Source organism: Pseudomonas syringae pv. tomato str. DC3000 (genome assembly GCF_000007805.1).
GTDB classification, from domain to species: Bacteria; Pseudomonadota; Gammaproteobacteria; order Pseudomonadales; family Pseudomonadaceae; genus Aquipseudomonas; species Aquipseudomonas avellanae.
Map to the genome: position 1 here is coordinate 4,641,142 of NC_004578.1, position 22,023 is coordinate 4,663,164.

The window sequence follows — 22,023 nt, forward strand, 5'->3', positions numbered from 1 at the left end:
CCTACAGGTAGCGGACAAGCGAAGCGTGGCCCGGTCCGCTCCTTGGGTCAGGCCTCAGTTACTGGCCTGGCTGTCATCTTTCTTGGCAGGCGCTTTGGCCGAGGCCTTGGTGGCTGCTGGCTTTTTAGCCGCAGCGGTGGTGGTCTTGGCAGGCGCAGCCTTTTTGGCGGTGCTGGCCTTGGCCGGCGCTTTCTTGGCAGTGTCTTTCTTCGCCACGGCGGCTTTCTTGGCAGGCGCGGCAGCAGGTGCTGGCGCTACTGGCTTGACGTTCTGGGTGGCGACCATGACGGGAGCAACCGGCGGCAGCGCGTAACGGGCCATCAGGGCGCGCATGGTGTCCTGCGGCGTCATGAGAATCTCGACACGGCGATTGAGCGCACGGCCTTCCAGGCTGTCGTTGGCGGCACGCGGCATGACCGCGCCCATGCCACGCTGACTCAGGCGATTACGCTCCAGACCACTGAGGCGGAAGATCGCGGCAACGGATTGCGCACGCTCCTGGCTGATCTTCTGGTTACCTTCGGTAGGGCCCGATGTGTCAGCGTGGCCGAGGATAAGCACTGCGGTCTTCTGATCACCTTCGACCACCTTGGCCAGACGAGTGATCGGGCCCAGTGTGTTGGGCAGCAACATGGCCGGGCGGTCCGGGTTGAAGGAGCTGTCGACCGGCGCAGTGATCGCCAGCAGGTCTTCGCGACGTTCCAGCTGGAACGGGCTGTCCTTGATGGCAGCGCGCAGACGCGGCTCGTACTCGTCCAGCCAGGCCTGGGTCACTTTCGGATCGGGCATCGGCAGCGCTTTAGGCTCGTCCTTCTGCCCTTCGGCACCAAACGGCCACCACCACTTGGTATCGGTCTCCGACTTGGCAACCATCGCAGGCGCAGCAGGCTTGTCTGCCGGCTTGCTGGCAACGGCATCAGGCTTTGCCTGCGCGTTGTCATTGGAGCCGAACGGCCAGTACCACGGGCCGCTGCTTTCAGCGCCAGCCGCAGCGGCCGGTGTTGCAGCAGCCTTGGCCACCGGAGCGGGCGCCGGAGCCGGTGCGGGAGCTTTCGCATCGGTGCCGGCATCGGAAGACTCGCTGCCAGAACCGAACTGCCACCAATGGCCTCCGGTTGCAGCAGAGTCGGACTGAGGAGTTTGAGCACAGCCGGTAACAGCGATGCACAGGGCGAGAACGAGGCTTTTATTGGACGACATGGATGACCCGCAACGGTTTTGATCAGACAGAAGGACGTAACTACGCCGGTATAACATGCATAAAGATGCAGTTGGAAAAAGAAACCGTCGTACGGTTCCTGTTACAGCCATTTAACTGACAGTCGGTATGAAACAAGCACTTATGGCCGATACTTACTGCAAACACTCACGCAGTACGCCAACCAGCTTTTGCGCGCGAGGATCCATCAGAATGTAGGGGCCCAGGGTGTTGGTGACGAAGCCGAACGCCACGTCGTAATCCGGGTCGGCAAAGCCCACGCAACCGCCTGCCCCCGGATGACCAAATGCCTTGGGGCCCAGACCGAACGTTGCGTTGGGCTCCGCTGGCTGGTCAAGCATGCAACCCAGCCCAAGGCGGGTCGAGGTCAGCAGGGTCTTGTCCTGGCCGAGGCTGTGCTCTCGAGTCAGTTCATTGAGCATGTCTGCTTCAAGCAGGCTGCCATCAAGCAAGCCGTTATAGAAACCTGCCAGACTGCGCGCATTGCCATGACCGTTGGCCGCCGGCTGCTGCATGCGGCGCCACTCCGGCTTGTTGGTGCTGGTCATGATCGACGGCGGGTTGGTGAACGCCCTGGCGGTGATGGACGCGGGCTCGCGCATCGTCGCTTGCAGCACGCGCTGAGCGGCAGCGTCGCCCGCGTTGCCCTTGCCGCGCGCGATATGCGCGACGCGATAAAACTGGTCATCTGCCAGACCGACATGAAAATCCAGCCCCAGCGGACGCGAGATACGCGCAGCAATGGACTCGCCTGGCCCGCGCCCGTCGGCACGGCGCAGCATCTCGCCCACCAGCCAGCCGTAGGTGATCGCCGCATAACCGTGGCCCTGCCCCGGCGTCCACCACGGCTCTTCAGCCGCCAGCGCTGCTGTCATGGTCTCCCACTGGTAAAGCGCTTCTGCAGGCAGTGGCTCGCGCAGCGCGGGCAAACCCGCCTGATGGCAGAGCAATTGACGCAAGGTGATCGAGCCCTTGCCGGCAGCGGCGAATTCGGGCCAGAGCCTGGCGACGGGTTCATCCAGCTTCAGCTTGCCCTCTTCGACCAGTTGCAAGACCGCCACACTGGTGAACGTCTTGGTGCAGGAGAACAGGTTGGCGATGGTATCGGTATGCCACGCCTCGGCCCCGTCCTTGTCGGCCGTGCCCGCCCAGAGATCGACTACCGTCTGGCCGCCGACCTGAATGCACAAGGCAGCGCCACGTTCCTGAGGATCGTCAAAAAGCGCCGCAAAGGCTTCACGCACCGCTTCGAATTGAAGTTCGTAATGACCCTGGATCTGCAACGGCTGACTCCTGACTGACGGTACTGGGCCTGATCACAGGCCAATGGGCGCATATTGTTCCAGCGATCGGGCGCTTTGGGAACAGACCAGAGACAACCGACAGCTGTTATTCAGGAAATCTCGCGGCGGAACGGCGGCAACGCATTGAGAATCGCCTTGCCGTAGCGCTGGGTGACGACGCGACGGTCCAGCAGCGTGATGGTGCCGCGGTCTTCTTCGGTGCGCAGCAACCGGCCACAGGCCTGCACCAGACGCAACGACGCATCAGGCACGGCGATTTCCATAAACGGGTTGCCGCCACGCGCCTCGATCCACTCGGCCAGCGCCGCCTCGACCGGGTCGTCCGGCACCGCGAATGGAATTTTGGCGATTACCACGTGCTCGCAATATGCACCGGGCAAGTCCACCCCTTCGGCAAAGCTGGCCAGCCCGAACAGCACGCTGGATTCGCCACTGTCGACCCGTGCCTTGTGCTTGTTCAGCGTCTCCTGTTTGGACAGATTGCCCTGAATGAACACTTGCTTGCGCCAGTCGCGGTCCAGGCCATCGAAAACGTCCTGCATCTGCTTGCGCGACGAATACAGCACCAGCGTGCCTCGCGAACCTTCGACCAGACCGGGCAGGTCACGAATGATCGCAGCGGTATGGGCCACCGAGTCACGCGGGTCGGCCTTGAGGTCCGGCACCCGCAACACCCCAGCGTCGGCGTGGTGGAACGGGCTGGGCACCACCGCCGTCACGGCACCTTTAGGCAGGCCGGCACGCATGCGGTAACGGTCGAACTTGCCCAGTGCGGTCAGGGTGGCCGAGGTCACGAGCGCACCATAGGCGATGTTCCACAGGTTACGGCGCAGCATCTCGGCAGCCAGAATCGGGCTGGCGTTGACCTCGATATCGAACAATGCGCCGCTGTCGGCCAGGGTCAGCCAGCGTGCCATCGGCGGGCTGTCTTCCGGGTCTTCGGCGGTGAACGCCGTCCACAGCTCCCAGTTGCCGTGGGCCCGGGCCAGCAGGCTGCCGAACAACGGATACCACTCTTCAGCCTGATGGCTGGCGATGCCGATGTTGACCTCGCCGTCCATGCCTTCTTTAAGCAGTTCAGTCAGGCGCGTGAACAGATCATCCAGACGGGCGAAACCCTTTTTCAGTTCGATGCCCATCTCGCGGATGTGCTCGGGGATCACGCCACCGATAAAGCGATGCCGAGGCCGTTCACGGCCTTGCATGTCTTCACCGGCGCGGAAATCCGCCAGTTGCTCGCAGGCGCCGAACATGAACTGCTGATGGCCCTTGATCTCGCGGGCCAGCTCCGGCACTTGCTCGATCAGCTTGCCCAGGTCGCCAGGCAAGGGGTGCTGGGCCAGCAGCTTGGCGAGGTTCTTGGCGGTCTGCTCCAGCCAGTCGGCGGTGGATTTCAAGCGGGTGTAATGGGCAAAGTGGCCGATGGCCTTGTCGGGCAAGTGATGGCCTTCGTCGAACACGTACAGCGTGTCACGCGGGTCTGGCAATACTGCGCCGCCGCCCAGCGCGAGGTCAGCCAGCACCATGTCGTGGTTGGTGACGATCACGTCAACCTTGCCCATGCCTTCGCGCGCTTTATAGAAGGCGCACTGCTGGAAGTTGGGGCAATGACGGTTGGTGCATTGGCTGTGATCGGTGGTCAGCCGCGCCCAGTCCTGGTCGGCGAGTTCCTGTGGCCAACTGTCGCGGTCACCGTCCCATTTGTTGCCCGCCAGCTTCTGCAACATGCTGGTGAACAGCTTCTGGCTGGCTTCATCGACCTCGATCTTGAAGCCTTCTTCCTCGAACAGCTGCGCGGTCGCGTTGGTCGCGTCACTCTCCTGCAGCAATGCGTCGAGTTTGGACAGGCACATGTAACGGCCTCGCCCCTTGGCCAACGAGAAGGTGAAGTTCAGACCGCTGTTGCGCATCAGGTCCGGCAGGTCCTTGTAGACGATCTGCTCCTGCAGCGCGACGGTTGCCGTGGCAATCACCAGCCGTTTGCCCGCCGCTTTGGCAGTGGGAATTGCGGCGATGGCGTAGGCCACGGTCTTGCCGGTGCCCGTCCCGGCCTCGACAGCCACGACTGCAGGGTCGCCCGAACGACGCCCCTCTTCATCGGTATCAATGTCCCCCAGCACCTTGGCGACTTCAGCGATCATCAATCGCTGGCCATAGCGCGGTTTGAGGCTCTTGGCTTCGAGGAAACGCGAGTAAGCGCCCTGGATCTGGGTTTTGAGTTCGGTACTGATCATTGGCTTCGGTTCGGGGGCACGGCTAAAAAGGCTGGATAAATTTTCAGTGGTTCTGAGTGGGCGCTATCATAGCGCGCTAAATCCATCCGCGCAGAACGGAGTGTCCGATGACCGCTTTTTCCACTGTTTATACGCTGCATGTGCTGGCTGCTCTGGTCTGGGTGGGCGGGATGTTTTTCGCCTGGATGGTCTTGCGTCCAGCAGTCATTGCAGCACTTGAAGGCCCTGCCCGCTTGAAAGTGTGGGTCCAGGTGTTTCCACGCTTCTTCATTTGGGTCTGGGCGGCCGTGATCGTGCTGCCTGTCACCGGCATCGGCATGATCCAGCTGAACTTCACCGGCTTTGAAACCGCGCCGCGCTATGTGCAAATCATGATGGGCCTTTACGTGGTGATGGTTGCGCTGTTCTTGCGTATCCATTCATTGCAGTTGCCAGAACTGCGTCGGGCGGTGGACGCCGAGCAATGGGCCGAAGGCGCAGCAGCACTTGGCCATATCCGTCGGTTGGTCGGCATCAATCTGATTATCGGCCTGGCCGTGGTCGCGCTGGCAGCGGCGCGTCCGGTGTTTTGAGGCGAAACGGAACATCACAGGGCACGGGAGGTGATACCGCGCACAGCTTGTGAGCAGATTCCTGCCCGATCGGTCATCTTCCTCGGCCTATATCCAGCCTGTTCAAGACCTTGAAACTCTTTGGCATGCGCTGTGCAAACGTTTGCGATCAGCCGTCAGTGGCCAGCAATACGCGGCTCACAGTACGCGATTGACAGTACGGGACCATAAAAAGGAGTTTCAATGCCAAAGCAGTTTTTCACCCAGCCCGCAGCCCTCTGCAACGTCATGATTCCATTGCTGCTCGCAGCAGTTGCTGCATTGCCCTGCACCGCAGCATTGGCGCAGCCGGCGAGCGCAGAAGATTCCGCGCAGGGCGAAGCGCTCAGCCCCCCCGCATCGCCCAAGGAAGGCAAAGGCGCGTACTTTTCAGACTGGTTCAATCAGGACCTGACGCTGATCGGCAGCAAGGACATCAGTTTCGGCCCCAAGCCCAACGATGACATCTACCTGGAGTACGAGTACTTCGGCCGCAAAGGGCCGTTTGAGCTGTACGGCTATGTGGATGTGCCGAAGATCCTCGGCATCGGCAACGATAATGACAAAGGCGTCTGGGACCATGGCTCGCCACTGTTCATGGAGCACGAGCCGCGCATTTCCATCGACTATCTGGCCGGTCGCAGCCTGGCGGTCGGGCCGTTCAAGGAATGGTACGTCGCCTTCGACTGGATCTACGACCACGGCAGCAACTCGGCCAACCGCGCCAACACGCTGTACAGCGGCTTGGGCACGGACATCGACACCCATTCGCGGGTCAATCTGTCGGCCAATTTCTACGGCCGCTACCAGTGGGAAAACTACGGCGCCAGCAACGAGTATTCGTGGGACGGTTATCGTGCCCAGCTCAAATACATCGTACCGATCAGCAAATTCGACAATGGCGCATCGCTGACCTATATCGGCTTCACCAACTTCGACTTCGGCTCGGACCTCAAGAACGATCCGGCACGCACCGGTAACTCCACGGTTGCCACCAACGTGCTGCTTTATGCCTTCACCCACCTGCGCTTCACGCTGGTAGGCCGTTATTTCCACAACGGCGGCAACTGGCAGGACGGCAGTGAGCTCAACTTCGGCGACGGCAACTTCCGGGCGCGCTCGGACGGTTGGGGTTATTACGCAGGCGTGGGTTATCAGTTCTGAATTTGATTTTGACGACAGGAGTTTTCATGAAACACATTACTCGCAATGCTCTCTGCGCCACACTGGCCCTGCTCAGCCCCGGCATTTGGGCGGCCACCGCGCCGGTCACGCCGGTCACGCCCAAAGTGATGCTGATCGCCATGTTCGCCCCCGAAGCGCAGAACTGGATCGATCGCCTGCACCTGACTAAAGAGGTTCAGGTGCCGGGGCTGGCAGCCGACTACCCGGCCATCCGCTGCAACGAGCAGGACGTCTGCCTGCTGGTCACCGGCATGGGCCAGACCAATGCGGCGGCTTCGACGCTGGCGCTGGCGTTGTCGCCGCAGTTCGACCTGCGCAAGACTTATTTCATCGTTGCCGGTATTGCCGGTATCAACCCGCATCACGGCTCTCTGGGCACCACCGCGTGGGCGCATTATCTGGTGGAGTTCGGCACCCAGTGGGAAATCGATTCCCGCGACGTACCCAAGGACTGGCCGACCGGTTATCTGGGCATCAACACCAAAGGTCCGAACGAGAAGCCGCCGCTGGACTACAAGACCGAAGTCTTCGAACTGAACCCCAAGCTTCAGGCCAAGGCGTTCGCCCTGTCGCAGAAGGTCGTGCTCAGCGAGAGCAAGGAATCGGCTGCCTGGCGCGTCAAATACCCTTATGCGCCTGCCAATCAGCCACCGCAAGTCACCCAGTGCGACACGCTGGCGGGCAATACGTGGTTTTCCGGGACGCGCCTGAGTGAGCGGGCGGAAGTCTGGACCAAGCTGCTGACCGACGGCAAAGGCGTGTATTGCACCACCCAGCAGGAGGACAACTCCACGTACGAAGCCCTGTTGCGTGCCAGCAAGGCGGGCAAGGTAGATGTCAATCGTCTGGCCGTGGTGCGCGCGGGCTCGGACTTTGATCGTCCGTATCCGGGTTACAGCGAGGTGGACAACCTGCTCAAGTACGCCGATCAGGGTGCGTTCGTACCGGCACTGGAAAACCTGTACCGCACGGGCAACCCGCTGGTGCAGGCGATTGTTGGCGACTGGAAGAACTGGGAGAAAGGCGTGCCGCAATAAGCGCGCTGCTGCGATGACCGTCCGGCTCAGGCGTTGCGCCTGAGCCGGACGGGCTTTTGAGGACAAGGCGCTTGAGGGCTACAAGCGCTGCAGGATCAGACTGCCCGCAGGCCCCGCCACACCGGGCAGACCGGCCTCACCTGCTCTGCCTGCCTTGCCGCCATCCGCGCGGTAGACGATGCAGCCTTTGGACGCGCCGCCTTTGCCGGCCTTGCCTCCTTCGCCACCCTTGCCTGCCGCGCCACCAGCGACATTCACCTTGATGCGCTCGGCGGGGAAGCTCTGTGGCAGCTCCAGGCGAACCTGCGCACCTGCTGCCCCGTCGCGGCCGTTGCCGCCGCTGTCACCGTTGTAACCACGCCCGCCCTGCCCCCACATGCACCCAGGCTCTTCGCCAGTACCGCCATCGAGCCCTGCGTACCCCGGGCTGCCCGCACCGCCGCGCGCGTCAATCGACAACTCTTCGGCATTCAGGCTCTGCAAACGCAGGGTCAGGTTGCGCCCAGGCAGCGCCAGTTTCTCGAACGTACCCGGAGCGCCTCGTGCCGTGATCTGGCTGCCGGTGCCGAATTCACCTTTCAACACGACCAGATTGAACGCTTGCACGCCGGGTACGATAGCGATGCGCGCTTCGTGGCCCAGCACCAGTTCGCCGATTTTCACATCATCGATACCGGCGGGGATCAGCAAGGTGCCGTAATCGGACACCTCAAGGCGCTCGACCTGCAGCACGCTGCTGTTACCCGGCAGGCGCATGAGCGAATGCGGCGCAACAATAATGGTCTGAGCCAGGGCCAATGGGCTGAACAGTGCCGCCAGCAGAACGAGCTTACGCATGGGAGTGCCTTGCAGCCGAGCGGCTGATGGATTGAACATGGAAGATGCCGAACAGGATTATCTTGCCCCGGTCGCGCCACGGATGCCTGCGACCGCGCAGGCTGCCGTTGAACAGAAACAGTTCCAGCAGGTGAGTCAACAACAGTACGGCGCCCGCCATGTCGATCATCACGCCGAACGGGCTGGGCGCTTCAATGACCGCATTGATCAGCACGACCAGCCAGAAGCCCAGCATCAAGACCTTTCCCAGCCCCCAAAACAGCTTCATTGCCTGCCCCCTTGTGATATCCGTTACGAACGCGACGTCTTTGCACGCTTTTCGTCGCCGCACAGTAGACGTGCTGTTCAGCGAATATGCCAGCGGTGTATTAAAAAAGATCAAGCATAGATCGTTGCCGCGCCTGTGTGATGCGATCACAGGTGACTGACTGCTGTTCAGGGCCGGTTCGGCAGGCTAGTCTTGTCAGTCAACCAGAGGACTTTTGATGACTGTCGGCTACTCAACCCGCACGCCCCAGCAAGCGCTGGCTGCGCTGCTCGACCGTTACGCTCCCGAGCGCCTGCTGTTGATCGGGGCGCAAGCGTTTCCTGCGCTGCAGGCCTTTCAGGACGCACACCCGCAGACCGAGGTGGCGTTGGCCGAGCCCGGCACCCTGCCCGCGCATCTGGCCGCACAACGGTTCGACCTGGCGCTGGTGGTCGATTGCCTGGAGCATATCCCCAAGCGCACCGGCCTGGAACTGCTGGGCGGCATCCGCAACCTCAACGCCAGCCGCATCGCGGTGCTGGCCGACTTGCAGGCCTGCGGCTGGCAGGAGACCGATTTTTTCTCGCTGGCCCTGCAATCCAGCGAACGCTTCGCGCGCGACGATCAGGTGCTGAACCTGTTTACCTACGACTTGCGCGAGTACAAGCAGGTGCCCGACTGGCTGAACGCAAAATATTGGGCCAACCCGGAGAACTTTGGAAAATACTGGTGGTGAATCATGAGTAGTGCTATTTGCCCCTGCGGCAGTGGCGACCTGTTGCTGGCCTGCTGCGGTCACTATCACGCCGGCCAGCCTGCGCCGTGCGCGGAGAAACTGATGCGCTCGCGTTACAGCGCGTACGTGCTGGGGCTGACGGATTATCTGGTGCAGACCACGCTGCCGGTGCAGCAAGCCGCGCTGGACCGTGAAGCCATCGCACAATGGAGCGCGCAAAGCACCTGGCTGGGGCTTGAAGTGGAAAGCGCGGAGGTATTGGGCGGCAAACCCGAGCACGCCTTCGTGACGTTTACTGCACGCTGGCACGATGGTAATGGCGAACACAGCCACAAGGAACGCTCATCGTTTGTGCAGAATCAGGGCCACTGGTACTTCATCGATTCCACCGTCCCGCTCAAGGCCGGCCGCAATGATGGTTGTCCGTGTGGCAGCGAGCAGAAATTCAAGAAGTGCTGCTCGGCTTATGTGATTTGAGATAGTTGAGATGATCGTTCCTCACGCTCCGTGGGAATGCCGTGCGTGACGCTCTGCGTCAAAGATCTGCGCCGCGCCGCACACTCAAGACCGGACGCAGAGCGTCCAGAACGGCATGCGACGCGGAGCGTCGCACGATAGTCGTCGTGCCTACGCTCCAGTGGTCACGAGCCAGTCTTCAAAACTCCAGCTGCGCCGAGAACGCGACGGTGCGCGGGTCGCCCAGGTAGCTGCTGTTGAGCCAGTATTCCTTGTTGGCCAGGTTGCTGACGTTGACCCGCAAGGTCAGGTCATTTTCCGAGACGCGCATGCGGTAACGCGCGCCGGCGTCGAAGGTGGTGAAGGACGGCAGGTCGTTTTCGTTGCTTTGGTCGGTATATTGTTTGCCGGTAAAGAACGCGCCGCCGGTCATGGCCAGGCCCGGCATCTGATTGATGTCGTATTCGGCATAGACCTTGGCCAGTTGCTTGGCGACATTGGTGGGCACGTTACCTTCATCCTCTGACACGCCGGTTTTCTTGATCTTCGGGTCCAGCAAGGTGAAACCGCCGACCAGCGTCAGTTCCGGAATGACTTTGCCGGTCACGCTGAACTCCAGCCCGTTGTTTTCCTGACGCCCGTCCACCACGTAGATATTCCCGCCCGTGGTGTAGCCGTTGGGCTTCTCGATATTGAACAGCGCGAGAGTGAACAGTGTTTCACCCAGCGTCGCCTTGGCGCCGATTTCATACTGCTCGCTGACTTCAGGCGCAAAAGCCTGACCGGCGTTGGCGGTGCCGCTTGGCGCGATGCCTCCGGCTTGCAGGCCTTCTATATAGGTCGCGTAGGTGGTCAGCCACGGCAGCGGCTTGTAGACCAGCGAGATATTCGGCGAGGTTTTGCTTTCATCGTATTTAGTCTCGGTTTCAGCCGAGCCGAATGCCTTGGCGTAAACGAACTCATTGGCGTAGGTCTTGATCTGCGTGTTGGTCACACCAAGAATCGCCGACCATTGCTCGTTGAAGGTGATGACGTCGCCGATCAGGAAGTTGTTGCTCTGCGTGCTATTGGCCAGGCGCTGGTTGCCGTGACCAATCGAGTAGGACGGCTTACCGACCTGAGGGGTCTGGTCCAGCGGGATCGTGCCGACCGGCGAGGTGTATTGCGGGCCGGGCTGAGCAGGCGTGTACGGGACGTGGTCCTCGTACTGTTTTTGGCGAGACGTATTGCCCTGATAACCAAAGGTGACTTTGTGGCCAAGAAAGCCGGTATCGAATGCGGCATCCAGAAACAGCGAGCCGGTCTTTTCTTCGGTCTCAATCGGGGCGAAAGCGTACAGCGGCTGCGAGTGCACGCCTGCGCTGGAGACCGTCGGCCCGGTGTAGGTGTTTTCCGACGTGTACTGCTGAGCCGCGAACGCTGCGCGCAAGGTGAAGGTGTCATTCAGACGCCATTTGGCGCGTACGCCCGCCTTGTCTGACTCGTAATCGGAAAACGACCATTTCTGGCTGTAGAGCTTGTCGTTGTCCAGCGACGCCGCACTGGGGCGCAAGGACTGGTCGTTGAAATACCAGTAACTGGTCAGACCGCGAATCTGGGTTTTCTTGTGCGAGGCGTCGAACTGCACCAGCAGGTCATCGGAGACGTTCCAGTCCAGCGCCAGGGAAATCATTTCACGACGGCGCTTGTTCATATCAACGGCGGTTTCGCCGTCCTGGGTCAGCACGTTGAGGCGATAGGCGAATTTGCCTTCACTGTCGATCGGCCCGCCGAAATCGCCATGCAGGTAGTAGTTTTCGCCACCGGCATTGCCCAGGGTGACGCTGTTGTAGCGCTCATAGGTGGGGCGTTTGATGACGTAGTTGACCAGCCCGCCCGGTGAGGCCGGGCCGTACAGGAAGCCGGTCAGGCCGGTGATGACTTCCAGTTGCTCCATCTCTTCAATGTAGTTGCTGCCATCGGCACCGTTGGTAAAGCGCAGGCCGTCATTGGCGATGTTCAGACTGCCAGAACTGCTGAAACCGCGAATATTGACGGCACTGGCGTAACCGGCGCTGGTCGGCGAGTACATCTGGGTGAACGGGTTGTGCTTGATGACATCGTCCAGCGAGGTGGCTTGAATGTTTTTCAGCAGAGCCCGGGGTGTCACGCTGATGGAATACGGCGCGTCCTGCAACTTCATGCCGCCCAGCGCGCCGACACTGCTGATGTTTTCGCTGCGATAACCTGCCGCTTCCGAGCCTTCTAAAGGTGCGCTGCTGGCGTTGATATTGACGTCCGACAGGTTCAGGGCGTTCTGCTCCATGACCATCAGCGTGTAGGTCCCGACGCTGCTTTGCACCAATTGCAAGCCACTGCCACGCAACGCTTCCCGCAGGGCACCCGGCGCATCGAAACTGCCCTTCACCGGCGAGCTCGTTTTGCCGGCAACCAGCGCAGGATCAAGGCTCAGTGCTAGGCCACTCTGGCTGGCGATCTGATTCAATGTGGTCGGCAAGGCCCCTGCAGGCAGGTCGTAGGCAACAACGCTGGTCTGTTGCGCAGCCATCAACAGCGGGCTGACCAGCGGCGTGCACAGGGCAATCGCCATCGCCAGAAGACTGGGGCGCAGAAGGGTGTCTAACGAGCGGGACATCGGGCAACTCCTGATGGACTATTTCTCAATGCCTGTTAGCCGAACGAACTGTTGAAAGTAACAGGGCTGATTGAAAATAATTCCGGTTCAGGATTTCCGGTGCCTGGTGGCATTATTCCGGGATGACCCGCAAATGCGAGGTGTCGGGTGGCGCCTTCGACACGGTCTGGACGGCTTGCCCCATGTCGCTGCCCGCCGGGGCCAGGCTCAATCGGGAGAGGTCCAGAGGCGGCGCCACGGGCTCAGGCTTGGCCTCAGACATATCGGCGCCCGTCTCGGCCACCGAGTAATCCGGCGCGTCGACATCCTTGAAAGCGGCCATATAGGCATCGCGTGGCTTGATTTGCAGTCGGCCTGTACTGCCAGATGCCTTGCGCAGCCAGGTCGGCTCGTCAGGTGGCGGGGCCAGTTCAACTTCTTCCATGAGCGGCGGCACGTTCATTTCCAGTACCTGAACCACAGCGCCGGCCCGCTCCAGCGTGGCGCGATACTTCTCGGCCGTGGCGGCGTCGAGGTTGTTTTTCAGAACCAGTCGACGCCCCGAAAACAATAGCTCCAGGCGCTCGGCGTCAGCCTGGAACAGCTTGCCAAGATTGGCCCTGACCTTTTCGGGCTGGGCTCCAGCGACCAGTTCGGCGCTGAAGACAATTTCGTAGACATTCATGGAGACACCGATAAGCACGTCAGTAAAAGTATGGCGTAGCATCAGACAGCGCAACAAGCGCGTTACCCGTGACCCTTGAGTTGTTAGACTCAGGCGTCAAACGGAGCACATCCATGTTTTTTCAGGCGCACATTACAAGAATCATAAGCCTTGCGTTGGTCATGTTCGGGCTGAGTGGATGCTCGTACCTGAGTTTTGACCGCTTCGAGGATCCAGAAGTGCAGTTGTTGAAAGTCCAGGTGGTCAAGGCCAGGCTGACGCAACAGGATTTCAAGCTGTATTTCGAGGTCGACAATCCTAACGACTCCAGCCTGTTCGTACGAGGCCTGAACTACAAGATCATGCTCAATGAGGTGGTGCTCGCCGATGGCAAATCCAGCGACTGGTTTTTTGTCGACGGTCACAGCCAGAAAACCTTTGTGGTGCCCATCCGCACCAACCTCTGGGGGCACGCCAGGTACATCGCTCAATTGCTGAAGAAGCCCGATGAGCTGATCCACTACAGATTTGAAGGCAAACTCAAGACCGGCATGGTCTTCAGGCACAGCGTGCGGATCGGCAAGTCTGGCGATGTGGCCCCGTACGAACTTATCCAGCACCGCAAATAGACACACCGACAACCACGCAGCTATCCGCCCAGCTTGCCCTTGATCAGCTCCAGCAGAAACTTCCAGATATCCGCCGCCCACAAAGCGCGGTTGACGGCGGAGATCAACGCGGCGCCAAACGAACCGAGCAGAAAACCGACGCCGGTGATGTTGCGAGGCTCTGCAACGCCCAGGTAATTGCTGGCAATGCCGGTGAGGAACACGGCGCACGCCACCCCGGTCACCAGAAAAACCATCCAGGCACGCCAGTCGAGCAGACCAGCCTTGTGCCACCAGCCCGAGATGATTGCGCCAACCAGACCGGCCACCAACCACTCGCCCCTGTCCGCCAAACCATTCAAGATATCCATCAGTTCTGACTCCGTTCCAGAGATAACAGCTGTTCACGAACACAGAAAAACTCAGACACTGCACGCCTGCCGTGTGAATGGCAGGGAAATAGGGAAGGATGTCATCCGGTCTGGCACTTGGGCTCGCCCTGCCCTTGGTCGCGTCCTTGCGATTGAAGCGAGTTGATGATCTGGCGATAAACGGGGATGAAGACGTTAAATTTAAGCATACTTAAAAAACTAGTCAAGCAGCTTGAGGCCAATACCTCATGCGTTGTCTGTTTCAGTTATCGATATAGCGCTGCCAGCCAATTCTCACCGACCCGTCTCGCTGCCAGTCAACCTCAATGCCTTCGGTTTCGGAGATTTCCTGCAGCACTCTGTCCCAGCCGTCCCGGGCCTCGTCTTCCTGGCGCGTGACAATGACCCACTGGATCTTCTGCACATCCGGTGCCGAGACCAGCCGCTGGATGCGCCTGCCGATTTGCTCGTAGGAACGCGCTACGCCGGGCGCTGGATTATTGGTGTCGACCATGACAACCTCCTCACACAACTGTATATAAATACAGTATTCCGAGTGAAGGATTCCGGCAAGCGGATTGTAGGAGGCGTCCGACGCTGTGCGTCTTCAGAAGGTTTGCCAAAACCTTGTGGCGCAAGGCTCACAGCCTGCCGGTCATCCTCACGGCCACACCGATAATGCGACAGTCGGCATCGCATTCGATCATTTTGTACGCCGGGTTAAGCGGCTTCAGATAGCGTGTACCGCCATCCTCGACCAGCTTCTTGAACGTCGCCTCGTTGCTGGCGGGCAACTTGGCGATAACCAGCCTGCCGGGCTGAACATCGGCCTCAGTGTCCACCAGGATCATCATGCCTTCCGGCACGCTGACGCCAGTGGGCGCGGTCATCGAATCGCCTTTGACTTCCAGCCAGAACGCCGGGCCTTTGGAATCGTAATCGGAGATTTCATAGCGGTCGGAGAAGCCATCGGGGTACGGCTGAACCGCCTCCTCCCACGACCCGGCAGACACCCAACTGATGACCGGGTAGCGAAAAGACATTTTCGGCTGATCGATCATCGCCACGTTGGCGTCGAACTCCTCCTTTTCAGGCCCTTCACCGATTGCCAGCCATTCAGCCCGAAAGCCGGTTGCGCGTGCCAGCGCATAAAGGTTTTCAGGCCGCAGGCTCTTGCTCTCGCCACTGATCCACTGGGTAACGGCAGAATTGGCCACACCGCACTGGGCAGCGATCTCACCTTTTTTTCTGCCACTGGCGGCAATCGCCTTGGCGATACGTTCGTGTCGGGTCATAGGGTCGGCTCACGCGTTCAGAAAATACAGGGATGCTGAAAAACACCCGCAAAAAAACTAAGCATACTTAAAAAAAAGATCAAGTGCGAAAAAAAACTGACGGTTACTGCTCGGCGCTGATTTGCGGGATAATGCGCGCCAGATTTTTATTGCAGATTTAACTGTGGAGTACACCCGATGAACCAGCAAGCCCATGTTCATGGCCCTGATTGCAACCACGACCACGATCATCACCACCACCAGCACGGCCATGTCCACGGCCCGAACTGCGGTCACGCGCACCAGGAACCCGTGCGCAACACGTTGAAGGACGTGGGTCGCAACGATCCGTGCCCATGCGGCAGCGACAAGAAATTCAAGAAATGCCACGGCGCGTGATACACAAATCCTGAAATACCCACTGATTGGGCTTCTGCCCGAAGGGCTGTAGGAGCTTCAGGAGGTTACGACGGCTGCGATGGGCTGCGAGGCGGCCCTGAACCAGGTTAACTCGGTTTTGCCTGATAAACCGTACGCGCCTTTGCTGCCGGTTCCCGGCAGTTCGCGGACAAGTCCGCTCCTACATACCGGCATACCGATAGATCGCAAACAAGCGAAGCGTCGTCCGGTCAGCCTCTGTAAAATCCTGAAATAAACTCGTGCGTACCGCTTGCGTGCAGCCTGCCTGCTCTCTAACGTAGCGCCTTTTGTACGTTACCCCTTTTGGAGCTTGCCCATGGCCTCGCCAGCCCTTCGTCATTTTCTACCCCGATTCGGCGCTGCCGCTGCTGCGGCAAGCTTCCTGAGCCTTGCTGGCTGCCAGCTGGGCGGCGGTGATCCCGAGACTGTGCTGCCTGCTTCCGGGACCTTCCCGCTCAAAGGCCTGGCGCAGAATGTGTCGGTGCGCCGCAACAACATGGGCATGCCGCTCATAGAAAGCAGCACGTACCACGACGCGCTGTTCACGCTGGGTTACGTGCACGCCGGTGATCGCATCGGTCAGATGCTCGGCATGCGCCTGCTGGCGCAGGGCCGTTTGTCGGAAGTGGCCGGGGCGGACGCGCTGGAAGTCGACCGCCTGATGCGCTCTGTGAACCTCAAGCGGAACGCCAGCGACCTGTACAACGCCGCTTCACCGCGCCTCAAACGCTTCTTCGATGTCTATGCAAGGGGCGTCAACGCCTACCTGTTCCGCTACCGCGACAAGCTACCGGCAGATGTCGCCCGCGCAGGTTACACGCCTGAGTACTGGAAGCCGGAAGACTCGGCGCTGATTTTCAGCCTGCTCAACTTCAGCCTGTCGGTGAACCTGCAGGAAGAACTGTCCGCGCTGGTGCTGGCGCAGAAAGTGGGGGCAGACAAACTCGCCTGGCTGCTGCCGACTTACCCTGACGAAGAGCTGCCGTTTGCCGAAGCCGACAAGCTCAAGGGCCTCAATTTGAGCAATCAGGTCACCGGCCTGAGCGATCTGAACAGGATCGCCTTGCAGCTCTCGGACCTGAACATGCTCGGCGTCGCCGCTTCAAGCAACTGGGCGATTGCGCCGCAGCGTAGCCGTAGTGGTAAAAGCCTGCTGGCCAGCGACATGCAATTGCCCGCCGGGCTCAACTCTGCGTGGAGCTTCGTGCAGATCCGTGCACCGAAATATCAGGTGTCCGGGGCGTCCATCGCCGGTCTGCCACTGGTCCTGAGCGGCTTCAACGGCAAGCTGGCGTGGAGCATGAGCAACGTCAAGGGCGACAATCAGGATCTGTTCCTTGAGAAGATCAAGCGCGAAGGCAACCGCGTCTCTTACATGGCGGATGGCAAGTGGGTGCCGGCAGCCTCTCACCAGGAAACCTTTCTGGTCAAAGGCGGCAGCCCGATTCGTGAAACGGTCTACGAGACGCGTCACGGCGCATTGCTCAATGCCAGCGCAACACCGCCCGGCAATGGCTTGAGCCTGGCGCTGCAAGTGCCCGACTTCAAAGACGACAAGAGCCTGGATGCGTTCTTTGACCTGTCCCGCGCGCCCAACGTCGAGAAGGCGTTCGATACCAGCCGCGAGATCCGTGCGATCACCCTGAACATGGTCTTCGCCGATGCCTCGAACATTGGCTGGCAAGTCACAGGGCGCTTCCCGAACCGTCGTGAAGGCCAGGGCCTGCTGCCTTCGCCGGGCTGGGACGGCAAATATGACTGGGACGGTTTTGCCGACTCGATGCTCCATCCTTATGATCAAGACCCGCGCCAGGGCTGGCTGGCAGCGGCCAACCAGCGCACGATTCCGAAAGGCTACGGCATGCAGCTTTCCAACTCGTGGGGCTACCCGGAGCGCGCCGAGCGTATCGCCGAGCTGGCCAACAGCGGCAAGCAGGACCTGCGCAGCACCGTCGCCATGCAATACGACCAGACCACGACGTTCGCGGCCAAACTCAAGACCATTTTCCAGGCGCCAGGCATGAGCAAGCCGCTCAAGCAGGCCATCGACGCCCTGCCGGAGGCTGATCGCAACAATGCCCGCGAAGCATTCACTCGCCTGATGGCGTTCGATGGCAAGCTCAGCGCCACATCGGCTGATGCTGCGCTGTACGAGCTGTTTCTGCAGGAAAGCGCCAAACAGATTTTCCTCGATGAACTGGGCCCGGAAACCAGCCCTGCCTGGCAAGCGCTGGTGGCCAATGCCAGCTCGTCGTATTCGCCGCAAGCAGACCATTTGCTGGGCCGCGATGACAGCCCGTATTGGGATGACGTCAAAACCCCGCAGAAAGAAGACAAGCCAGCCATTCTGGCGCGCAGCCTTGCGGCGGCTGTCACCCGTGGCGACAGCTTGTTGGGCAGTGATCACAAAGCCTGGCAATGGGGCAAATTGCATCGCGACAACTGGACCTCGGCCAATCCACTGGCCAGGCAGTTGGGCGGCGGCGAGTTCAACCGCAGTGCTTCGGCGGCGGGCGGTGATCACACCACGCTGAATGTGTCCGGTTTCGAGTGGGGCAAAGGCTTCGATGCACGCGTGGCACCAAGTCTGCGCATGATCGTCGATTTCAGCCTTGTCGAGCCCATGACCGGGATGATCAACACCGGCCAGTCCGGCAACCCGGCCAGCCCGTACTACGCCAACAGCATCGAGCCTTGGCAGAAAGGGCAATACATGTCGATCCCGCTGCAACAGCAGAACTACGAAAAAGGCTACGGCAAACAACGCCTGACGCTGACGCCGGGCAAGTAAAGCGTAGTACCTGGAGGGTACGCAGAGCAGGCTTCTGCCCGGAGGGCGTGGGAGCTTCAGGAGGTTACGACGGCTGCGATGGGCTGCGAAGCGGCCCTGAATAGGCCGCCTCGGCGGTGTCTGGCGAACCGAGGTGGCAGGTTTTGCTGCCGGTTCCCGGCAGTTCGCGGACAAGTCCGCTCGGGTGTTAAGCGGACCGTGTGGGAGCGGACTTGTCCGCGAATGGGCCGGTACGTCCGATGTATTTTCTGTGTCTGGAAGACTGCCTTCGCGGACAAGTCCGCTCCCACACCTTATCAATCGCGGACAAGCGAAGCGTCGCCCTGAGCTCCCACTCACAAATCCCCGAACTTTCCCGTCCTGCCCCCGCTCATAGCTAACAAGCCCATCCATACGGTTGCCCCATGGATCTTGTCGTTGCTCGCCCCGAAGGTTTGTATTGCCCACCCGGTGATTTCTATATCGACCCATGGCGTCCGGTCGAGCGCGCTGTGATCACTCATGCGCACGGCGATCATGCCCGTACCGGCAATCAGCATTACCTGTCGGCGGCCAGTGGCGAGGGTATTCTGCGTTCGCGCCTCGGGCAGGACATCAATCTGCAAACCCTCGAATACGGTGAAACCATTACCCACCACGGGGTAAAACTCAGCCTGCATCCGGCCGGGCATGTGTTGGGCTCAGCGCAAGTGCGGCTGGAATATGAAGGCGAGGTCTGGGTCGCTTCCGGGGATTACAAAGTCGAACCGGACGGCACCTGCGCGGCGTTCGAGCCGGTGCGTTGCCAAACGTTTATTACCGAATCGACCTTCGGCCTGCCGATTTATCGCTGGGCGCCGCAGTCGCAGATTTTCGAAGGCATCAACGAGTGGTGGCGCGGCAATGCGGCTCAGGGCAAGGCCAGCGTGTTGTTCGCGTATTCCTTCGGCAAGGCCCAGCGCATTCTGCACGGCATTGACTCGCAGATCGGGCCTATTCTGGTGCACGGTGCCGTCGAGCCGCTGAACCGGGTCTACCGCGATGGCGGCATCCGCATTCCAGAAACTCACTACGCCGGCGACTTCAAAAAGACCGATCCGGCCCTGCGCCAGGCGCTGATCCTCGCCCCGCCCTCGGCCGGGGGCAGTAGCTGGATGAAGCGCTTCGGCGAATACAGCGACGCTTTTGCCAGCGGCTGGATGATGCTGCGCGGCACCAGACGTCGGCGCGGCGTGGATCGCGGCTTTGTGCTGTCCGATCACGCTGACTGGCCAGGCTTGCTATGGGCTATCGAGCAGACCGGCGCCGAGCGGGTTATGGTCACCCACGGTTCGGTCGGCATACTGGTGCGCTATCTGCGCGAACGGGGGCTGGACGCCCAGGGCTTCAGCACTGAATACGGCGATGAAGAGGACAGCAACCCGGCGGCTGCCGAGCCCGATGCGGCAACTGCGGGGGAGGCTCAGCCATGAAAGCCTTCGCCGAACTCTATGCACAGCTGGACGCCACCACGTCGAGCAACGCCAAACTCGCCGCCATGCGCGACTATTTCGAAAAAGCGGCGGCAGAGGACGCAGCCTGGGCCGTGTACTTCCTGTCCGGTGGACGCCCCAGGCAACTGGTGCCGACCCGCGTGCTGCGCGAGCAAGCCATGACACTGGCGAGCCTGCCTGAATGGTTGTTCGAAGAAAGCTATCAGGCCGTCGGCGACCTGGCGGAAACCCTGTCATTGCTGCTGCCGCAGGCCGACCACAGCAACGACGAAGGCCTGGCCACGTGGATGGAAGACAAGCTGCTGCCATTGCGCGGCCTGCCGCCCGAAGAGCTGGCCGCGCGCTTGCCCATGTTCTGGTCGCAACTGGACCGCAGCAGCTTGATGGTTTGCATCAAGCTGATCACCGGCAGCTTTCGCGTCGGCGTATCGAAATTGCTGGTCACCCGCGCACTGGCAGCGCTGGCTGACATCGACAGCAAGCGCGTTGCGCAAAGGCTGGTCGGCTACACAGACCTGTCGCATCGGCCCAGCGCCGAGCGCTACCTCAAGCTGATCGCGCCTGAATCGGAAGATGAACACGCGCAACGTGGCGGTCAGCCCTATCCGTTCTTTCTTGCGCACTCCTTGCAGCAGCCTGCCGACCAGTTCGAGACGTTGCTGGGGCCGGCCGAGAACTGGCAGGTGGAATGGAAATGGGACGGCATCCGCGCACAACTGGTCAAACGTGACGGCAGGCTGTGGATCTGGTCACGGGGCGAAGAGCTGGTCACCGACCGCTTCCCGGAACTGCACAGCCTGGCGCAATGCCTGCCGGACGGCACGGTGATCGACGGCGAAATCGTGGTCTGGAAAGCGCCTGACATTAACCCGGACATCAGCCACGACAGCGATGCAGCGTTCGCGCTGGATAATGACGCCCCGAACGCTGCGCCCTCAGTCCAGCCCTTCGCCCTGCTGCAACAACGCATCGGCCGCAAGACACTGGGCAAGAAGATCCTCACTGACATTCCGGTCGTGGTGCTGGCCTACGACCTGCTGGAATGGCAAGGCGCTGACTGGCGCAGCCGCCCGCAACACGAACGCCGCACGCAACTGGAAACCTTGATCGATAGCTGTCAGAGCGAGGTGCTGATGCCCTCGCCGGTGCTCACCGGCAAAGACTGGCTCGACCTCGCCACCCAGCGCGAAGCATCCCGCAGCCTGGGGGTCGAGGGCATGATGCTCAAGGCCCGCGACTCGCTGTACGGGGTCGGTCGCACCAAAGACATGGGCGTCTGGTGGAAGTGGAAAATCGACCCGTTCAGCGTCGATGCCGTGCTGATCTATGCGCAACGCGGTCATGGGCGACGCGCCAGTCTGTACAGCGATTACACGTTTGCCGTGTGGGACGGCCCGCCCGAAGCAAGCGAACGCACGCTGGTGCCGTTCGCCAAAGCCTACTCAGGGCTGACCGACGAAGAAATGCGCAAAGTGGACGCAATTGTGCGCAAGACCACCGTAGAGAAGTTCGGCCCGGTGAGCAGTGTGACGCCCACATTGGTGTTCGAGCTGGGTTTCGAGGGCATCGCCTTGTCCAAGCGTCACAAGAGCGGCATCGCCGTACGCTTCCCGCGCATGCTGCGTTGGCGACAGGATAAACCGGTCGCCGAGGCCGATAGCCTGACGACACTGCAGGACCTGCTGAACTGACGCACCACAAAAGAGCGCACCAATAGGCGTGCACCTTTTTGAAACATCACGTAAAGCAAAAGTGCGTTCGCCCGCTGAAACCATCACCCTCACGTTACCAATCTGCCCCTTGTCCTGACCGGGGTGCGCAGGGAAATTCGCCTCAACGGCCAGCCTTCGAAGGACAAGCACGCCAACGCGGCAGATTGCCATCCGTTAATACGAAATAGCGACAACCCCTTACATTTCAAACGCACGTTCGTTCCTCTGGTTCGGAAATTGCTAACCATTGCC

At 60.6% G+C, this 22,023-nt stretch carries 20 protein-coding genes; 10 read left to right on the forward strand and 10 right to left on the reverse strand.

Going from position 1 to position 22,023, the window contains the following annotated elements; translation table 11 throughout:
- Window positions 1-54 precede the first annotated feature (54 nt).
- From PSPTO_RS21335 to dinG, 3 genes are all read right to left on the reverse strand, one after another.
- The gene (locus PSPTO_RS21335) at window positions 55-1,200 is read right to left on the reverse strand and encodes an OmpA family protein (protein ID WP_011104881.1); all 1,146 of its coding nucleotides are present in this window, start codon (window positions 1,198-1,200) and stop codon (window positions 55-57) included.
- A 153-nt stretch (window positions 1,201-1,353) separates the two neighbouring features.
- Window positions 1,354-2,502, reverse strand: a complete 1,149-nt coding sequence (locus tag PSPTO_RS21340) for a serine hydrolase domain-containing protein (RefSeq protein WP_005764919.1) — start codon at window positions 2,500-2,502, stop codon at window positions 1,354-1,356.
- Window positions 2,503-2,612: 110 nt separating this feature from the next.
- Window positions 2,613-4,757, reverse strand: coding sequence for an ATP-dependent DNA helicase DinG (dinG, locus tag PSPTO_RS21345; RefSeq protein ID WP_005764917.1), 2,145 nt, complete (start codon window positions 4,755-4,757; stop codon window positions 2,613-2,615).
- 107 nt (window positions 4,758-4,864) lie between these two features.
- Between dinG and PSPTO_RS21350 the strand changes: the two genes are divergently transcribed.
- The 3 genes from PSPTO_RS21350 to PSPTO_RS21360 all read left to right on the forward strand — a co-directional run bounded on the left by PSPTO_RS21350 (window position 4,865) and on the right by PSPTO_RS21360 (window position 7,569).
- Window positions 4,865-5,329: a DUF2269 family protein gene (locus PSPTO_RS21350; protein ID WP_005619982.1), complete on the forward strand. Its 465-nt coding sequence runs from the start codon at window positions 4,865-4,867 to the stop codon at window positions 5,327-5,329.
- 222 nt (window positions 5,330-5,551) lie between these two features.
- Window positions 5,552-6,511, forward strand: a complete 960-nt coding sequence (locus tag PSPTO_RS21355; RefSeq protein ID WP_005764915.1) for a nucleoside-specific channel-forming protein Tsx — start codon at window positions 5,552-5,554, stop codon at window positions 6,509-6,511.
- Window positions 6,512-6,537: 26 nt separating this feature from the next.
- Window positions 6,538-7,569 (forward strand): purine-nucleoside phosphorylase, encoded by a 1,032-nt coding sequence (locus PSPTO_RS21360; protein ID WP_005619985.1) that lies wholly within the window; start codon window positions 6,538-6,540, stop codon window positions 7,567-7,569.
- Window positions 7,570-7,647: 78 nt separating this feature from the next.
- Here the strand turns inward: PSPTO_RS21360 and PSPTO_RS21365 are convergent, their stop codons facing one another.
- Window positions 7,648-8,406, reverse strand: a complete 759-nt coding sequence (locus PSPTO_RS21365) for a hypothetical protein (RefSeq protein ID WP_003381499.1) — start codon at window positions 8,404-8,406, stop codon at window positions 7,648-7,650.
- Window positions 8,399-8,674: a DUF1145 domain-containing protein gene (locus PSPTO_RS21370; protein ID WP_005764909.1), complete on the reverse strand. Its 276-nt coding sequence runs from the start codon at window positions 8,672-8,674 to the stop codon at window positions 8,399-8,401. The genes PSPTO_RS21365 and PSPTO_RS21370 overlap by 8 nt, the downstream gene beginning before the upstream one ends.
- A gap of 217 nt (window positions 8,675-8,891) precedes the next feature.
- Between PSPTO_RS21370 and PSPTO_RS21375 the strand changes: the two genes are divergently transcribed.
- Window positions 8,892-9,389: a DUF6231 family protein gene (locus PSPTO_RS21375; protein ID WP_003381502.1), complete on the forward strand. Its 498-nt coding sequence runs from the start codon at window positions 8,892-8,894 to the stop codon at window positions 9,387-9,389.
- Window positions 9,390-9,392: 3 nt separating this feature from the next.
- Window positions 9,393-9,866, forward strand: a complete 474-nt coding sequence (locus PSPTO_RS21380; RefSeq protein ID WP_005764906.1) for a YchJ family protein — start codon at window positions 9,393-9,395, stop codon at window positions 9,864-9,866.
- Between the two features lie 178 nt (window positions 9,867-10,044).
- On the opposite strand, the gene PSPTO_RS21390 is transcribed toward PSPTO_RS21380, so the two are convergent.
- Both PSPTO_RS21390 and PSPTO_RS21395 read right to left on the reverse strand, forming a co-directional pair.
- Window positions 10,045-12,480 (reverse strand): TonB-dependent receptor, encoded by a 2,436-nt coding sequence (locus tag PSPTO_RS21390; RefSeq protein WP_011104883.1) that lies wholly within the window; start codon window positions 12,478-12,480, stop codon window positions 10,045-10,047.
- A gap of 112 nt (window positions 12,481-12,592) precedes the next feature.
- On the reverse strand, window positions 12,593-13,144 hold the full coding sequence (locus PSPTO_RS21395; RefSeq protein ID WP_005764901.1) for a hypothetical protein: 552 nt from the start codon (window positions 13,142-13,144) through the stop codon (window positions 12,593-12,595).
- Window positions 13,145-13,257: 113 nt separating this feature from the next.
- On the opposite strand from PSPTO_RS21395, the gene PSPTO_RS21400 reads away from it, so the two are divergent.
- Window positions 13,258-13,752 (forward strand): LEA type 2 family protein, encoded by a 495-nt coding sequence (locus PSPTO_RS21400; protein WP_005764898.1) that lies wholly within the window; start codon window positions 13,258-13,260, stop codon window positions 13,750-13,752.
- 20 nt (window positions 13,753-13,772) lie between these two features.
- Here the strand turns inward: PSPTO_RS21400 and PSPTO_RS21405 are convergent, their stop codons facing one another.
- The 3 genes from PSPTO_RS21405 to PSPTO_RS21415 form a co-directional block, all read right to left on the reverse strand.
- Window positions 13,773-14,102 (reverse strand): hypothetical protein, encoded by a 330-nt coding sequence (locus tag PSPTO_RS21405; RefSeq protein WP_005764896.1) that lies wholly within the window; start codon window positions 14,100-14,102, stop codon window positions 13,773-13,775.
- Between the two features lie 262 nt (window positions 14,103-14,364).
- Complete coding sequence (locus PSPTO_RS21410) at window positions 14,365-14,616, reverse strand: DUF1654 domain-containing protein (RefSeq protein WP_005764890.1); 252 nt, start codon at window positions 14,614-14,616, stop codon at window positions 14,365-14,367.
- Between the two features lie 127 nt (window positions 14,617-14,743).
- Window positions 14,744-15,397 carry a LexA family protein gene (locus PSPTO_RS21415; RefSeq protein ID WP_003381514.1) on the reverse strand — a complete coding sequence of 218 codons (654 nt, stop codon included), beginning with the start codon at window positions 15,395-15,397 and terminating at the stop codon, window positions 14,744-14,746.
- 177 nt (window positions 15,398-15,574) lie between these two features.
- On the opposite strand from PSPTO_RS21415, the gene PSPTO_RS21420 reads away from it, so the two are divergent.
- From PSPTO_RS21420 to PSPTO_RS21435, 4 genes are all read left to right on the forward strand, one after another.
- Entirely contained in the window at window positions 15,575-15,775 is a 201-nt protein-coding gene (locus PSPTO_RS21420; RefSeq protein WP_046463430.1) for an SEC-C metal-binding domain-containing protein, read from the forward strand.
- Window positions 15,776-16,112: 337 nt separating this feature from the next.
- Complete coding sequence (locus tag PSPTO_RS21425) at window positions 16,113-18,587, forward strand: penicillin acylase family protein (RefSeq protein ID WP_011104884.1); 2,475 nt, start codon at window positions 16,113-16,115, stop codon at window positions 18,585-18,587.
- A gap of 404 nt (window positions 18,588-18,991) precedes the next feature.
- Window positions 18,992-20,038 (forward strand): ligase-associated DNA damage response exonuclease, encoded by a 1,047-nt coding sequence (locus PSPTO_RS21430; RefSeq protein WP_011104885.1) that lies wholly within the window; start codon window positions 18,992-18,994, stop codon window positions 20,036-20,038.
- Window positions 20,035-21,750, forward strand: coding sequence for an ATP-dependent DNA ligase (locus tag PSPTO_RS21435; RefSeq protein WP_007246640.1), 1,716 nt, complete (start codon window positions 20,035-20,037; stop codon window positions 21,748-21,750). The genes PSPTO_RS21430 and PSPTO_RS21435 overlap by 4 nt, the downstream gene beginning before the upstream one ends.
- Window positions 21,751-22,023 lie beyond the last annotated feature (273 nt).

Coding starts and splice junctions, on each gene's coding strand:
- PSPTO_RS21335 (WP_011104881.1), bottom strand. CDS start 1,200: ATGTCGTCCAATAAAAGCCTCGTTCTCGCCCTGTGCATCGCTGTTACC.
- dinG (WP_005764917.1), bottom strand. CDS start 4,757: ATGATCAGTACCGAACTCAAAACCCAGATCCAGGGCGCTTACTCGCGT.
- PSPTO_RS21350 (WP_005619982.1), top strand. CDS start 4,865: ATGACCGCTTTTTCCACTGTTTATACGCTGCATGTGCTGGCTGCTCTG.
- PSPTO_RS21355 (WP_005764915.1), top strand. CDS start 5,552: ATGCCAAAGCAGTTTTTCACCCAGCCCGCAGCCCTCTGCAACGTCATG.
- PSPTO_RS21360 (WP_005619985.1), top strand. CDS start 6,538: ATGAAACACATTACTCGCAATGCTCTCTGCGCCACACTGGCCCTGCTC.
- PSPTO_RS21365 (WP_003381499.1), bottom strand. CDS start 8,406: ATGCGTAAGCTCGTTCTGCTGGCGGCACTGTTCAGCCCATTGGCCCTG.
- PSPTO_RS21370 (WP_005764909.1), bottom strand. CDS start 8,674: ATGAAGCTGTTTTGGGGGCTGGGAAAGGTCTTGATGCTGGGCTTCTGG.
- PSPTO_RS21375 (WP_003381502.1), top strand. CDS start 8,892: ATGACTGTCGGCTACTCAACCCGCACGCCCCAGCAAGCGCTGGCTGCG.
- PSPTO_RS21380 (WP_005764906.1), top strand. CDS start 9,393: ATGAGTAGTGCTATTTGCCCCTGCGGCAGTGGCGACCTGTTGCTGGCC.
- PSPTO_RS21390 (WP_011104883.1), bottom strand. CDS start 12,480: ATGTCCCGCTCGTTAGACACCCTTCTGCGCCCCAGTCTTCTGGCGATG.
- PSPTO_RS21395 (WP_005764901.1), bottom strand. CDS start 13,144: ATGAATGTCTACGAAATTGTCTTCAGCGCCGAACTGGTCGCTGGAGCC.
- PSPTO_RS21400 (WP_005764898.1), top strand. CDS start 13,258: ATGTTTTTTCAGGCGCACATTACAAGAATCATAAGCCTTGCGTTGGTC.
- PSPTO_RS21405 (WP_005764896.1), bottom strand. CDS start 14,102: ATGGATATCTTGAATGGTTTGGCGGACAGGGGCGAGTGGTTGGTGGCC.
- PSPTO_RS21410 (WP_005764890.1), bottom strand. CDS start 14,616: ATGGTCGACACCAATAATCCAGCGCCCGGCGTAGCGCGTTCCTACGAG.
- PSPTO_RS21415 (WP_003381514.1), bottom strand. CDS start 15,397: ATGACCCGACACGAACGTATCGCCAAGGCGATTGCCGCCAGTGGCAGA.
- PSPTO_RS21420 (WP_046463430.1), top strand. CDS start 15,575: ATGAACCAGCAAGCCCATGTTCATGGCCCTGATTGCAACCACGACCAC.
- PSPTO_RS21425 (WP_011104884.1), top strand. CDS start 16,113: ATGGCCTCGCCAGCCCTTCGTCATTTTCTACCCCGATTCGGCGCTGCC.
- PSPTO_RS21430 (WP_011104885.1), top strand. CDS start 18,992: ATGGATCTTGTCGTTGCTCGCCCCGAAGGTTTGTATTGCCCACCCGGT.
- PSPTO_RS21435 (WP_007246640.1), top strand. CDS start 20,035: ATGAAAGCCTTCGCCGAACTCTATGCACAGCTGGACGCCACCACGTCG.